At 43.4% G+C, this 14,490-nt stretch carries 10 protein-coding genes; all 10 read left to right on the top strand.

Annotated features, from left to right (window positions below; genetic code table 11):
- Positions 1 to 2 precede the first annotated feature (2 nt).
- Positions 3 to 1,247, top strand: a complete 1,245-nt coding sequence (gene clpX, locus GD630_RS12500; RefSeq protein ID WP_007749572.1) for an ATP-dependent Clp protease ATP-binding subunit ClpX — start codon at positions 3 to 5, stop codon at positions 1,245 to 1,247.
- Between the two features lie 169 nt (positions 1,248 to 1,416).
- Positions 1,417 to 3,597 (top strand): DNA helicase RecQ, encoded by a 2,181-nt coding sequence (gene recQ, locus GD630_RS12495; RefSeq protein ID WP_143868421.1) that lies wholly within the window; start codon positions 1,417 to 1,419, stop codon positions 3,595 to 3,597.
- A gap of 86 nt (positions 3,598 to 3,683) precedes the next feature.
- Complete coding sequence (gene guaB / locus GD630_RS12490; protein ID WP_143868419.1) at positions 3,684 to 5,162, top strand: IMP dehydrogenase; 1,479 nt, start codon at positions 3,684 to 3,686, stop codon at positions 5,160 to 5,162.
- A 100-nt stretch (positions 5,163 to 5,262) separates the two neighbouring features.
- Positions 5,263 to 6,810: a peptidylprolyl isomerase gene (locus tag GD630_RS12485; RefSeq protein ID WP_143868417.1), complete on the top strand. Its 1,548-nt coding sequence runs from the start codon at positions 5,263 to 5,265 to the stop codon at positions 6,808 to 6,810.
- 54 nt (positions 6,811 to 6,864) lie between these two features.
- Positions 6,865 to 7,707 carry a hypothetical protein gene (locus tag GD630_RS12480; RefSeq protein WP_007764261.1) on the top strand — a complete coding sequence of 281 codons (843 nt, stop codon included), beginning with the start codon at positions 6,865 to 6,867 and terminating at the stop codon, positions 7,705 to 7,707.
- A gap of 9 nt (positions 7,708 to 7,716) precedes the next feature.
- Complete coding sequence (locus GD630_RS12475; protein WP_007749541.1) at positions 7,717 to 9,099, top strand: peptidylprolyl isomerase; 1,383 nt, start codon at positions 7,717 to 7,719, stop codon at positions 9,097 to 9,099.
- A 21-nt stretch (positions 9,100 to 9,120) separates the two neighbouring features.
- A complete protein-coding gene (locus GD630_RS12470; protein ID WP_143868415.1) occupies positions 9,121 to 10,824 on the top strand; it encodes an OstA-like protein in 1,704 nt (567 codons plus the stop codon).
- A gap of 4 nt (positions 10,825 to 10,828) precedes the next feature.
- Positions 10,829 to 11,128: a hypothetical protein gene (locus GD630_RS12465; protein WP_007764266.1), complete on the top strand. Its 300-nt coding sequence runs from the start codon at positions 10,829 to 10,831 to the stop codon at positions 11,126 to 11,128.
- Between the two features lie 17 nt (positions 11,129 to 11,145).
- Positions 11,146 to 13,047, top strand: a complete 1,902-nt coding sequence (gene mutL / locus GD630_RS12460) for a DNA mismatch repair endonuclease MutL (protein ID WP_143868413.1) — start codon at positions 11,146 to 11,148, stop codon at positions 13,045 to 13,047.
- A 103-nt stretch (positions 13,048 to 13,150) separates the two neighbouring features.
- Entirely contained in the window at positions 13,151 to 14,338 is a 1,188-nt protein-coding gene (locus GD630_RS12455) for an OmpA family protein (protein WP_007764270.1), read from the top strand.
- Positions 14,339 to 14,490: the final 152 nt, after the last annotated feature.

Genomic DNA, 14,490 nt, shown 5'->3' with positions numbered 1-14,490 from the left:
AAATGGCTGATTCAAAGACAAAGAAAAGATGTAGCTTTTGCGGCAGGTCGGAGAATGAAGTCGGATTCCTGATTACCGGGATGAATGGCTACATCTGCGACAGTTGCGCTACTCAGGCTTACGAGATAACTCAGGAGGCTTTGGGAGAGAGTAAAAAAAGTGCCGGAGCTACCAAACTTAATTTAAAAGAACTCCCCAAACCGGTAGAAATCAAGAAATTTCTCGACCAGTATGTGATTGGACAGGATGATGCGAAGCGTTTCCTTTCTGTTTCGGTCTACAACCATTATAAGCGCCTGCTGCAGAAAGATAGCGGCGATGATGTGGAGATTGAAAAATCTAATATCATTATGGTGGGTAGTACAGGAACTGGAAAGACGTTGCTGGCACGTACCATTGCCAAGTTGTTGCACGTGCCGTTTACGATTGTGGATGCTACGGTATTGACGGAAGCCGGTTATGTGGGCGAAGATATTGAAAGTATTTTAACCCGTCTGCTTCAGGTGGCAGATTATAACGTACCCGAAGCGGAACAGGGGATCGTGTTTATCGATGAGATTGACAAGATAGCCCGTAAAGGGGACAACCCTTCTATTACTCGCGATGTGAGTGGTGAAGGTGTACAGCAGGGATTGCTGAAATTGCTTGAGGGTTCGGTGGTGAATGTCCCTCCTCAAGGAGGTCGTAAGCATCCTGACCAGAAGATGATTCCGGTGAATACCAAGAATATCCTCTTTATCTGTGGCGGTGCTTTTGACGGTATCGAGAAGAAAATCGCTCAACGGTTGAATACGCACGTCGTAGGCTATACGGCTTCACAAAAAACAGCGACGGTAGACAGGAACAACATGATGCAATATATCGCTCCTCAGGATTTGAAGTCATTCGGGCTGATTCCCGAAATTATCGGACGTCTTCCGGTGCTGACTTATCTGAATCCGTTAGATCGCGATGCGCTTCGTGCTATCCTTACCGAACCCAAGAACTCAATCATCAAACAGTATATCAAGTTGTTTGAGATGGATGGTATTAAACTTACATTCGAGAAGTCTGTTTTCGAGTATATCGTTGACAAGGCTGTGGAATATAAGTTGGGTGCTCGCGGATTGCGCTCTATTGTGGAAACAATCATGATGGATGTCATGTTTGAAATCCCTTCAGAGAACAAGAAAACGTATGAGGTGACGCTGGAATATGCAAAAAGCCAACTGGAAAAAGCGAATATGGCACGATTGCAAACGGCTTAAAATCAGAACATAAGGTAACTGAAATTGATTGTTTCTGTTTTTTCTTGAAAATATTAGTCACTTTTTGCTTGGTAATTACGAAGTTGTTTATAACTTTGTTTGGCTCTCTTGAAAAAGAGAGGTTTACTTGAAGTTAAACCATGAACTGAATAAAACAACCTAAGTTAAGATGGCAGGGAAGATTAATTTAACAGATGAACTGAAAAAGTATTTCGGATTTAATAAGTTCAAGGGAAACCAGGAAGCAATCATTCAGAATTTGCTTAGTGGCAAAGATACCTTTGTACTGATGCCTACCGGTGGCGGGAAATCTTTATGCTATCAGTTACCTTCGCTCTTGATGGAAGGTACGGCAATCGTAATTTCTCCGCTTATTGCGTTGATGAAAAACCAGGTGGATGCAATGCGTAATTTCAGTGAAGAGGATGGCATCGCTCATTTCATCAATTCTTCATTGAATAAAGGCGCGATAGAACAAGTGAGGTCTGACATCCTTGCCGGAAAAACAAAATTACTATATGTGGCACCTGAGTCGCTGACAAAGGAGGAAAACGTGGAATTTTTGCGTTCGGTGAAGATCTCGTTCTATGCGGTGGACGAAGCCCACTGTATTTCGGAATGGGGACATGACTTCCGACCTGAATACCGACGAATCCGTCCGATTATCAATGAAATAGGAAAGGCACCGCTGATTGCGCTTACAGCAACGGCAACACCGAAGGTACAACATGATATCCAGAAGAATCTGGGGATGGTAGACGCACAAGTCTTTAAATCCTCGTTCAACCGTCCGAACTTGTATTATGAGGTACGTGCGAAGACCGCTAATATCGACAGGGATATAATCAAGTTTATCAAGAACAATCCGGAGAAATCGGGTATCATCTATTGCCTGAGCCGGAAAAGAGTGGAAGAACTTGCTGAAATCCTGCAAGCAAACGGTATCAATGCGCGCCCCTATCATGCAGGGATGGACTCGGTGACGAGAACCAAGAATCAGGATGACTTTCTGATGGAAAAGGTAGACGTTATTGTGGCGACTATCGCATTTGGTATGGGAATAGACAAACCGGATGTAAGGTTTGTGATTCACTACGATATTCCGAAGAGTCTGGAAGGGTATTATCAGGAAACCGGACGTGCCGGTAGAGATGGCGGAGAAGGCCAGTGCATAACCTTTTATACAAACAAAGACTTGCAGAAACTGGAAAAGTTCATGCAAGGCAAACCTGTGGCAGAACAGGAAATTGGTAAGCAGCTTCTGTTGGAAACCGCTGCTTATGCCGAATCTTCCGTATGCCGACGCAAGACATTACTACATTATTTTGGTGAGGAGTACACGGAAGAAAATTGTGGAAATTGTGACAACTGTTTAAACCCTAAAAAACAAGTGGAGGCTCAAGATTTATTGTGTACCGTGATTGAAGCGATTATCGCGGTGAAAGAAAATTTTAAAGCAGATTATATTATAGACATACTACAAGGTAGAGAAACTTCAGAAGTACAGGCTCATTTGCATGAAGACCTGGAGGCGTTCGGTTCCGGTATGGGCGAAGAGGACAAGACGTGGAATGCGGTGATCCGTCAGGCGTTGATTGGAGGTTACTTGAGCAAAGACGTGGAACATTATGGACTTCTGAAGGTAACGGAAGAGGGACACAAATTTCTGAAGAAGCCGAAATCATTCAAGATTACTGAAGATAACGACTTTGAAGAGACTGAAGAGGAAGCACCGGCACGTGGCGGTGGCTCTTGTGCGGTGGATCCGGCTCTTTATTCAATGTTGAAAGATTTGCGAAAGAAGCTCTCGAAAAAACTGGAAGTTCCGCCCTACGTGATATTCCAGGATCCGTCTTTGGAAGCGATGGCTACTATCTATCCGGTAACATTGGATGAGTTGCAGAACATTCCCGGTGTGGGTGCCGGAAAGGCAAAACGTTATGGTGAGGAGTTCTGTAAACTGATCAAGCGTCACTGTGAAGAGAATGAGATAGAACGTCCCGAAGATTTACGTGTACGTACGGTTGCCAATAAATCGAAGATGAAGGTGTCTATCATTCAGGCTATCGACCGTAAAGTGGCGCTGGATGATATCGCTCTTTCTAAAGGAATTGAGTTCGGCGAATTGCTGGATGAAGTGGAAGCGATTGTTTATTCGGGAACGAAACTGAATATCGATTATTTCCTGGAAGAGATCATGGACGAAGACCATATGCTCGATATCTACGATTACTTCAAGGAATCTACTACGGATAAGATTGATGATGCGCTTGATGAACTGGGCGATGACTTCACGGAAGAGGAAGTCCGTTTGGTACGTATTAAGTTCATCTCTGAAATGGCTAATTAAAAAAAGCGAAAAAATAGGCGTGCAGGTATGCGGTTTTGAATAAAAAGCGTATATTTGCACGCAATAAATTTTAAACGCATAGCCCTATGTCATTTATTGCTGATAAGATTGTAATGGACGGGTTGACTTACGATGACGTATTGTTGATCCCCGCTTATTCTGAAGTTTTACCGCGCACTGTCGATCTCTCGACAAAGTTTTCAAAAAACATTGAGTTAAAAATTCCTTTTGTGACGGCTGCCATGGATACGGTTACCGAAGCGAAAATGGCTATTGCCATTGCTCGTGAAGGTGGTATCGGAGTGATTCACAAAAATATGTCTATCGAAGAACAGGCAAGACAAGTTGCCATTGTGAAGCGTGCCGAGAATGGTATGATTTATGACCCTGTAACGATTAAAAGAGGCTCTACCGTTCAAGACGCTCTGGACATTATGGCAGAATACAAGATTGGTGGTATCCCTGTGGTAGATGACGAAGGCTATTTGGTAGGTATTGTTACCAACAGAGACTTACGTTTCGAAAGAGATATGACTAAGCATATCGATCTTGTCATGACTCCGAAAGAAAAATTGGTGACTACTAACCAGTCTACTGACTTGGAGTCTGCTGCCCAGATTCTTCAGAAGCATAAGATTGAGAAACTTCCGATTGTCGGAATGGATGGAAAGTTGATCGGTCTGGTTACTTATAAAGACATTACAAAAGCAAAAGACAAACCGATGGCTTGTAAAGATGCCAAAGGTCGTTTGCGTGTAGCTGCCGGTGTAGGTGTTACTGCCGATACGTTGGACCGTATGCAGGCTTTGGTAGATGCAGGTGCGGACGCTATTGTCATTGATACGGCTCACGGACATTCGATGTACGTGATTGAGAAACTGAAAGAAGCTAAGAAACGCTTCCCGGATATTGATATTGTAGTAGGTAACATTGCTACCGGAGAAGCTGCGAAAGCATTGGTGGAAGCAGGTGCTGATGCGGTGAAGGTCGGTATCGGTCCGGGTTCTATCTGTACTACTCGTGTGGTTGCAGGCGTAGGCGTTCCGCAGTTGTCGGCTGTATATGATGTAGCGAAAGCCTTGAAAGGTACAGGTATTCCTTTGATTGCCGATGGTGGTTTGCGTTATTCGGGTGATGTGGTAAAAGCGTTGGCTGCCGGTGGATATTGTGTGATGATCGGATCATTGGTTGCCGGAACGGAAGAGTCTCCGGGTGATACAATCATCTTCAACGGTCGTAAATTCAAATCCTATCGAGGCATGGGTTCATTGGAAGCAATGGAGAATGGCTCAAAAGACCGTTATTTCCAAAGTGGAACGGCTGACGTGAAGAAATTGGTTCCGGAAGGTATCGCTGCCCGTGTTCCCTATAAGGGTACGCTTTTTGAAGTGATTTATCAATTGACAGGTGGTTTACGTGCAGGTATGGGATACTGTGGCGCTGCTAATATTGAAAAACTTCATGACGCGAAGTTTACCCGTATTACCAATGCAGGTGTCATGGAAAGCCATCCGCACGATGTGACGATTACCAGTGAATCGCCTAATTATAGTCGTCCGGAATAATAAATATAAACGGTGAACTGTTAACGGTGAACGGTGAACAGGCTGTATGAATCAGCAGATGTTCGCTGCTCACCGTTTGTTGTTTGTAAAATGAGAATTGATGATGAAAAGATGTTTGTTGCTGCTATGTGCCTGTCTCTTTGGTATTCTGGCTTTTGCGCAGGAAGATCCTGTGCTGATGCGTGTTAACGGGAGAGAGGTTTCCCGTTCGGAATTTGAATATTCGTATCATCATTATAGGGCGGGTGAGGGGAGGGAGCTTTCCCCTAAAGAATATGCGCTGCTGTTTTCTCAGGCAATACAGAAAGTTGAAGCTGCTAAAGCTATCGGACTTGATACAACTGCTGCCTTTCGCAAACAACAAGAGGAGAACCGGATTGAATTGATGGAGGATTATCTGGTTGATAAACAGACGGTAGATAGCTGTGCTCGTGTTTCCTATCAGAAAATGGCACTGAAAGCACATAATGGGCAAGTGCAAGTAATGCAGATTTTTAAGTATTTGCCACAGACAATAACTTCCCGACATTTGGAAGAAGAAAAAGCTCGGATGGACTCTATTTATCAGGCTATCCGGAATCAGCCCGGATTGGATTTCTCTGCTTTGGTGGAACGTTATTCGGATGATAGGCAAAGCCGTTGGATTGAAGGATTGCAAACTACTGTTGAGTTTGAAAATATTGCTTTTGCTTTGTCGAAGGGAGAAATCTCCGAACCGTTTTTTACTCCTGCGGGAATCCATATTCTGAAGGTCATGGACCGGAAGGAGTTGCCTGTGTATGAGGACGTAGTCGATGGAATTGTACAGCGCATATTGCATAAGGAAATTCGGAATCAGGGGATCGGAAAAGTAATAGAGCGACTGAAAAGGGAGTGGAGGTATACTCCGAATCAGACAGGTATAGAGGAACTGTTGACAAAAGGAGATACGGAACGGACATTGTTTGCTATTGATGGGCAGGAGTATACAGGAGGTCGGTTCAAACAATTTGCCGCTTCCCATCCTATGACTGTGAAACGTCAACTTGAGGAATTTGTTGCAAAGTCTCTATTGGACTATGAAAGTAGAAATTTGGATAAAAAGTATCCGGAGGCTCGGTACGCATTGCAAAAAGCGGATGAAGATTATCTTATAAAGGAAATGACACGGCAGAAAGTAGAGTTGCCTGCAATGAATGATCGGGCCGGATTGGCTACTTACTTTAAATTTCATTCATCTGATTACCGCTGGGATAGCCCTCGCTACAAAGGTGTTGTTCTTCACTGTGCCGATAAAAAGATTGCGAAGCGGGCAAAAAAGATGTTGAAGAAGTTACCCAGCGATGAATGGGTGGATAAGCTCCGGCAAACTTTTAATACATCCGGAGCGAAAAAGATACAGATTGAACAGGGAACCTTTGCCGACGGAGAGAATAAATATGTCGATAAACTGGTTTTTAAGAGCGGAGATTTTGAGCCTTTGTTGTCTTATCCTTTTACTGTAATTGTCGGCAAAAAGCAGAAAGGTCCGGATGATTATCGGGAAGTAATAGACCGGGTACGGAAGGATTATAGAACCTATCTTGACACGTGCTGGACGCGGGAATTGAGGGAGGCAGGTAAGGTTGAAATAAACCAAGAGGTTTTAAAAACAGTTAATAATAACTGATGTAACCGATTATTCACTATCTTCGTACCTTAAATAAGTAGATTTCAGTTGACAATGCGAATATTAGTCCTCTTACTGATTACCCTTCTCGGTTGTGGGGCGTGCAAGGAACAGCGCGACCACAAAGGAAAGACTCCTTTGGTAGAGGTGGACGGTAACTTTTTGTATAAAGAAGATTTGATGTCCGTGCTTCCTGTCGGGTTGTCAAAAGATGATAGTATTCTCTTCGCCGAGCATTATATTCGTAGCTGGGCGGAAGAGATTTTATTGTATGAAAAAGCGGCAAACAATATTCCGGACAATGTCGATGTGGACAAACTGGTGGAAAATTATCGGAAAGCGTTGATTATGCATACTTATCAGCAGGAATTGATAAACCAGAAGTTGACGAATGATATCTCCGAACAAGAAATTACGGATTATTACGGACAGAACAAGGAACTGTTCAAATTGGAGAATCCGTTGATTAAGGGGTTGTTTATCAAAGTGCCGTTGACGGCTCCCCAACTGAATAATGTGCGCAGGTGGTATAAATCTGATAAACAGGATGCTATTGAAAGTCTTGAAAAATATAGTTTGCAGAATGCGGTGAAATATGAGTACTTTTACGACAAATGGGTATCCGTGACGGATGTGCTGGATATGATTCCGTTGAAAGTGGAAGCTCCGGAAGAATATGTGAATAAACACCGTCAGATAGAATTGAAAGATACGGCATTCTGTTATTTCCTGAATGTGAGTGACTATCGTGGAGCGGGAGAGGAAAAACCGTATGAGTTTGCCCGTCCGGAAGTGAAAGACCTGCTGGTCAATCAGAAGCGGGTAGATTTTATGGAACGAGTGAAGAATGATCTCTATCAGCAGGCAGTAAGCAAGAAGATTATATATAATTATTAAATACAAAGAATGAAGAAGTTTGTGAACTTTAGATTTGTTGTTACCCTTGTCTTGGCAGTATTTGCTAATGTGGCAACTTATGCTCAGGATAATGTGGTTGATGAAGTAGTTTGGGTAGTAGGTGACGAAGCTATTTTGAAATCAGATGTAGAAGAGGCTCGTATGGATGCCCTGTATAATGGACGCAGATTCGAAGGCGATCCGTATTGTGTGATTCCTGAAGAGATTGCCGTGCAGAAATTATTTTTGCATCAAGCTAAGTTGGATAGTATTGAGGTTTCCGAAGCGGAGATTATCCAGCGTGTAGATATGATGACCAATATGTATATCCAGCAGATCGGTTCAAAAGAAAAAATGGAGGAATACTTCAATAAGACTTCAACACAGATTCGCGAAACTTTGCGTGATAATGCGCGTGACGGGTTGACAGTGCAGAAGATGCAGCAGAAATTGGTGGGAGAGATCAAGGTGACTCCGGCGGAAGTACGCCGTTACTTCAAAGATCTTCCGCAGGATAGCATTCCTTATATCCCGACACAGGTGGAAGTGCAGATTATCACGTTGCAACCGAAGATTCCTATCTCGGAAATTGAAGATGTGAAGAAGAAATTGCGTGACTACACAGACCGTGTGACAAAAGGGGAAATTGACTTCTCTACATTGGCGCGTTTGTATTCTGAGGATAAAGCTTCTGCCATCAAAGGTGGTGAGTGTGGATTTATGGGACGCGGTATGATGGATCCGGCCTATGCGAATGTAGCATTCAGCTTGCAAGATCCGAAGAAAGTTTCCAAGATCGTGGAGTCGGAATTTGGTTATCACATCATTCAGTTGATTGAAAAGCGCGGTGACCGTGTGAATACCCGCCACATCCTGTTGCGTCCGAAAGTATCGGAGAAAGAACTGACCGAAGCTTGTGCACGTCTGGATTCTATTGCTGACGATATCCGTGCGAACAAATTTTCTTTTGATGAAGCAGCAGCCGTTATCTCACAAGATAAGGATACCCGTAACAACCATGGTATCATGGTGAATGTCAATGAGCACTCGGGTATTACTACTTCTAAGTTCCAGATGCAGGATCTTCCACAGGACGTTGCCAAAGTTGTGGACAAGATGAATGTGGGAGAAATTTCAAAAGCCTTTACAATGATAAACGAGAAGGATGGAAAAGAAGTTTGTGCAATCGTGAAGTTGAAAACAAAGATCAATGGTCATAAGGCTACCATTGCGGAAGACTATCAGGACTTGAAAGAAATTGTAATGGATAAGCGTCGTGAAGAGATGTTACAAAAATGGATTCTGGACAAACAGAAACATACCTATGTACGTATCAACGAAAACTGGCAGAAGTGTGACTTCAAATACCCGGGTTGGGTGAAGAAGGATTGATGTTTAACAGCTTGATTTTATATGCTGAAACGAAATAAGAAAGATAAACAACAAGACAGGCATAGATGGCTCCTTATAGGCTTTCTATGCCTGTTTGGCGTATGTCTTGTGGCGCAAAACCCCAAGAAACCGGCAGACAAGAAACAACAACCGGCGAATAAGCAACAGTCGGAAAGTAAGAAGCAGCCGGAAAATAAAAAGACAAAGGTTTATTTGCTTCATGCGGATGAGGGACAGGCGGATAAACTGTCTCGTCCGGACGTGCAAGTACTGATCGGTAATGTGAAAATGCGCCATGACAGTATGTATATGTATTGTGACAGTGCGCTGATTTTTGAGAAAACCAATTCCGTAGAGGCTTTCAGTAATGTTCGTATGGAGCAGGGAGACACCTTGTTCATTTACGGTGATTATCTATATTATGACGGAATGACGCAGATTGCGCAACTCCGTGAAAACGTGAAAATGATTAACCGTAATACGACTTTGCTGACGGATAGCTTGAATTATGATCGTCTTTATGATCTCGGGTATTACTTCGAGGGAGGGACTTTGATGGATGAAGAGAATGTGCTGACTTCCGACTGGGGGGAGTATAGTCCTGCTACCAAACAGTCGGTGTTTAATCATGACGTGAAATTGGTTAACCCGAAGTTTGTATTGACTTCCGATACATTAAGGTATAATACAGAGAACAAAATCGCGGTTATTCTCGGTCCTTCAAACATCGTTAGTGACAATAACCATATCTACTCCGAGCGTGGATTCTATAATACATTGACCGAGCAAGCCGAACTGTTGGACCGTTCCATTCTGACCAATCAAGGAAAGAAATTGGTGGGCGACAGTCTGTTCTACGACCGTGTTGCCGGTTATGGGGAAGCGTTCGACAATGTGAAGATGACGGATACCATCAATAAGAATATGCTGACAGGCGATTATTGTTTCTACAATGAATTGACTGACTCCGCCTTCGCAACAAAACGGGCTGTGGCTATCGACTACTCACAGGGGGATAGCCTCTTTATGCACGGAGATACTCTGCAGCTGGTGTCTTACAATCTGAATACCGACTCGTTGTATCGTTTAATGAAAGCTTATCATAAAGTACGTATGTATCGTACAGACGTGCAAGGAGTATGCGATTCACTGGTCTATAATTCGAAAGATTCTTGTATGACCATGTATACCGATCCGATTCTGTGGAATGACGGTCAGCAGTTATTAGGTGAGGAAATCAAGATTTATATGAACGACAGTACTATCGACTGGGCACATATCATCAATCAGGCATTAACGGTGGAGATGAAGGACTCCATTCACTATAATCAAGTGTCCGGAAAGGAGATGAAAGCTTATTTCATAAATGGTGATATGCGTCATATCGAGGTGGTCGGTAATGTGCAAACGGCTTTTTATCCGGAAGAGAAAGACAGTACCATGACGGGATTTAACTGTTTGGAGGGCAGCGTGCTCCATCTTTATATGAAGGATAAGAAAATGGAAAAAGGGTTGTTTGTCGGCAAATCTAACGGAACGATGTATCCGATGGACCAAATCCCTCCTGACAAACTGCGTCTCCCTACTTTTGCCTGGTTTGACTATGTCCGTCCGTTGAATAAAGACGATATTTTCAACTGGCGTGGCAAACGTGCGGGAGAAACGTTAAAACCGACTACCGACAGGCGTCCAAAGACAGATAAGCGTAACTTAATTAATATGTAGCAGTATGGGAATGTTTAATTCGATGAGGAAACCCCGTGGCTTTAATCATCAATACATTTATGTAGACGAGCGTAAAGAGAAACTCGCCAAGATGGAAGAGAACGCTAAACGCGACTTGGGGATGTTGCCGGAGAAAGAATTTAATCCGGAAGATATCCGTGGTAAGTTTATCGAAGGAACTACCCACTTGAAAAGAAGAAAAGCAAGTGGCCGCAAGCCGGTCTCTTTCGGAATCATATTGATTATCATTGCCTTTCTTCTCTATCTGTGGCATTATTTAGCAACAGGAAGTTGGAGTTTTTAATTGTTAATTTACGAAGTATGAGCGATATTATTCATTTGTTGCCGGATTCGGTAGCCAATCAGATTGCTGCCGGTGAAGTGATACAACGTCCGGCGTCTGTAGTCAAAGAGCTAGTGGAGAATGCAATTGATGCAGAGGCGCAAAATATACATGTGCTGGTGACTGATGCGGGGAAAACGAGTATTCAGGTTATTGACGATGGAAAGGGAATGTCCGAAACGGATGCCCGTCTTTCTTTCGAACGCCATGCTACATCCAAAATACGTGAGGCTTCCGATTTGTTTGCTTTGCGCACGATGGGATTTCGAGGAGAAGCTTTGGCTTCCATAGCCGCAGTGGCGCAGGTGGAGTTGAAGACACGTCCGGAATCAGAAGAGCTAGGGACAAAGCTGGTGATAGCGGGCTCTACAGTGGAGAGTCAGGAAGCTGTTTCCTGTTCTAAAGGAAGCAATTTCTCTATAAAGAATCTGTTCTTTAATGTGCCGGCCCGGCGTAAGTTTCTGAAAGCTAATTCCACCGAACTGAGTAATATCCTTGCTGAATTTGAACGGATCGCTCTCGTTCATCCGGAAGTTGCCTTCTCACTTTACAGTAATGATTCCGAACTTTTCAATCTTCCCGTATCTCCGTTGCGCCAGCGTATCATGGCTATTTTCGGTAAAAAGCTCAATCAGCAACTGCTGAATATAGAGGTGAATACTACGATGGTGAAAATCTCCGGATACGTAGCTAAGCCGGAGACTGCCCGCAAGAAAGGTGCACATCAGTATTTCTTTGTCAATGGACGTTATATGCGCCATCCTTACTTTCACAAGGCGGTGATGGAAGCTTATGAGCAGTTGATTCCCGCCGGTGAACAGATCTCCTACTTCATTTATTTTGAAGTAGATCCGGCTAATATCGATGTGAATATCCATCCGACAAAAACAGAAATCAAGTTTGAGAATGAACAGGCTATCTGGCAGATTCTTTCGGCTTCTGTCAAAGAGTCATTGGGTAAGTTCAGCGCTATTCCTTCTATTGATTTCGATACGGAAGACATGCCCGATATTCCGGCGTTTGAGCAGAGCACCTCTTCCGAACCTCCTAAAGTTCATTATAATTCAGATTATAATCCGTTCAAGGTTTCGGCCGGAGGCAGTAGTGGCGGTTCATATAGTCGCTCCAAAGTGGAATGGGAAGATTTATACGGGGGATTGACAAAGGCTAGCAAAATGAATAATCCGATGCCCGAGCCTGAGACAGACTGGGAAAATCCTTTTAGTGGTGAACAACAATCGTTTGTTACGGAAAAAGAGGGAGAAACGCTGACATCCATGGCTTCGACCTTGTATGGCGATGAGCCTGTGGTGGAGAAAGGAAACCAACATTTGCAATTTAAAGGGCGCTTCATTCTGACTTCTGTGAAATCCGGTTTGATGCTTATCGATCAGCACCGGGCACATATCCGAGTACTTTTCGACCGTTATATGGAACAGATCCAGCAGAAACAAGGAGTATCTCAAGGCGTTCTCTTCCCGGAGATATTGCAGTTGCCGGCTTCGGAAGCAGCCGTGTTGCAAGGTATCATGGATGATTTGGCAGCGGTAGGTTTTGATTTGAGTAATTTAGGTGGCGGAAGTTATGCTATAAATGGCATTCCATCGGGTATCGAAGGGTTGAATCCGGTTGAATTGGTGCGTAATATGCTGCATACGGCAATGGAAAAAGGAAACGATGTAAAGGAAGAAATCCAAAATATATTGGCTTTAACATTGGCGCGTGCGGCGGCAATCGTTTACGGACAAGTATTGAGCAATGAAGAGATGGTAAGCCTTGTCGATAATCTTTTTGCCTGTCCTTCACCGAATTACACCCCGGATGGGAAAACAGTGCTGACAACGATCAAAGAGGAAGATATCGAACGTTTATTCAAATAAAACAAATTATTTTTTCTATTCATAAAACCTTTTAGTTCGGTTCGTGTTATTTAATTAGTTAAACAAAGAAAAAGATTTAAATAACCACTTAACTATTAGGTATATGAAAAAGATTCTGATGTTGCTGGCTTTTGCCGGCGTTGCGTCTGTCGCTTCTGCGCAGCAGACTATGACGGTAACTGAATACGAAGTGATTCAGGTACAGGATAAATATCAAGTAATAACCAATCCATTTTGGAGTAACTGGTTCTTCTCTGTAGGAGGTGGTGCTCAGGTGCTGTATGGCAACAATGACCATATCGGCAAATTCAGAGACCGTGTCGCTCCTACTTTTAATGTATCTGTCGGCAAATGGGTGACTCCGGGTTTTGGTGTACGTTTGCAATACAGCGGACTGCAAGCTAAGGGATTCACAATGAATGAAACGGCCGATTATGTAGTCGGTGGCCCGAGAGAAGATGGTTCTTACAAACAGAGATGGGATTATATGAACCTTCACGGTGATTTGATGATTAACTTAAATGCATTATTCGGTGGATATAATCCGGATCGTATTTATGAGATCATACCTTATATCGGTGCAGGTTGGGCTCACTCCTATACTCGTCCTCATACCAACTCGGCTACTTTCAATGCAGGTATCATCAACCGTTTCCGCTTGTCGAATGCTGTCGATTTGAATTTGGAATTGAGTGCAACAGGACTGGAAGGTAAGTTTGACGGTGAACACGGAGGTAAACGTGACTATGACGGTATCTTAGGTGCTACTGTAGGTGTAACCTATTATTTCCCGACTCGTGGATTCCAACGTCCTGTACCACAGATTATCTCTGAAATCGAATTAAGTCAGATGCGTGATCAGATGAATGCGATGGCTGCCGCTAATCTGCAGTTGCAACAGCAGTTGGCTAACGCACAACAACCGGTGGAAATAGAAGACACTGAAGAAGTTGTGATTGCAGATACTAACATTGCTCCACGTACCGTATTCTTCAAGATTGGCTCTGATAAGTTGTCTCCGCAAGAAGAAATGAACTTGTCATACCTTGCTAATAAGATAAAAGAATCTCCGAATACTACGTACACAATCAATGGATATGCAGACTCTGCAACCGGTACTCCGGCTTTCAACCAGAAGTTGAGTCTGGAACGTGCACAAGTTGTTAAAGATTTGCTCGTCAAGAAGTATGGCATTTCTGCCGATAGACTGAAAGTTGCTGCCGGTGGTGGTGTCGATAAATTCGGTCAACCGATTCTGAACCGTGTAGTATTGGTAGAATCAGCACAGTAACGAAATGATTTCAGCATTCAACGATTCTTTATAGTCGCTTGCTGAAAAAAGAAAAACGGCTGAAAGCGAAACCTGAAAGTAGGTGTTCTCGCTTTCAGCCGTCTTTTTATTAGTTACCCTGTTGAATACAGTTTTATTTTTCTCTCCTATAT

The sequence above is a fragment of the Bacteroides zhangwenhongii genome, assembly GCF_009193325.2.
Taxonomy (GTDB): Bacteria; Bacteroidota; Bacteroidia; order Bacteroidales; family Bacteroidaceae; genus Bacteroides; species Bacteroides zhangwenhongii.
Note: the sequence above shows the minus strand (reverse complement) of the source record. Positions and strands in the feature narration are given on the sequence as shown.

Excerpts from the sequence above, each read along its gene's own strand:
- clpX (WP_007749572.1), top strand. The coding sequence starts at position 3 with ATGGCTGATTCAAAGACAAAGAAAAGATGTAGCTTTTGCGGCAGGTCG.
- recQ (WP_143868421.1), top strand. The coding sequence starts at position 1,417 with ATGGCAGGGAAGATTAATTTAACAGATGAACTGAAAAAGTATTTCGGA.
- guaB (WP_143868419.1), top strand. The coding sequence starts at position 3,684 with ATGTCATTTATTGCTGATAAGATTGTAATGGACGGGTTGACTTACGAT.
- GD630_RS12485 (WP_143868417.1), top strand. The coding sequence starts at position 5,263 with ATGATGAAAAGATGTTTGTTGCTGCTATGTGCCTGTCTCTTTGGTATT.
- GD630_RS12480 (WP_007764261.1), top strand. The coding sequence starts at position 6,865 with ATGCGAATATTAGTCCTCTTACTGATTACCCTTCTCGGTTGTGGGGCG.
- GD630_RS12475 (WP_007749541.1), top strand. The coding sequence starts at position 7,717 with ATGAAGAAGTTTGTGAACTTTAGATTTGTTGTTACCCTTGTCTTGGCA.
- GD630_RS12470 (WP_143868415.1), top strand. The coding sequence starts at position 9,121 with ATGCTGAAACGAAATAAGAAAGATAAACAACAAGACAGGCATAGATGG.
- GD630_RS12465 (WP_007764266.1), top strand. The coding sequence starts at position 10,829 with ATGGGAATGTTTAATTCGATGAGGAAACCCCGTGGCTTTAATCATCAA.
- mutL (WP_143868413.1), top strand. The coding sequence starts at position 11,146 with ATGAGCGATATTATTCATTTGTTGCCGGATTCGGTAGCCAATCAGATT.
- GD630_RS12455 (WP_007764270.1), top strand. The coding sequence starts at position 13,151 with ATGAAAAAGATTCTGATGTTGCTGGCTTTTGCCGGCGTTGCGTCTGTC.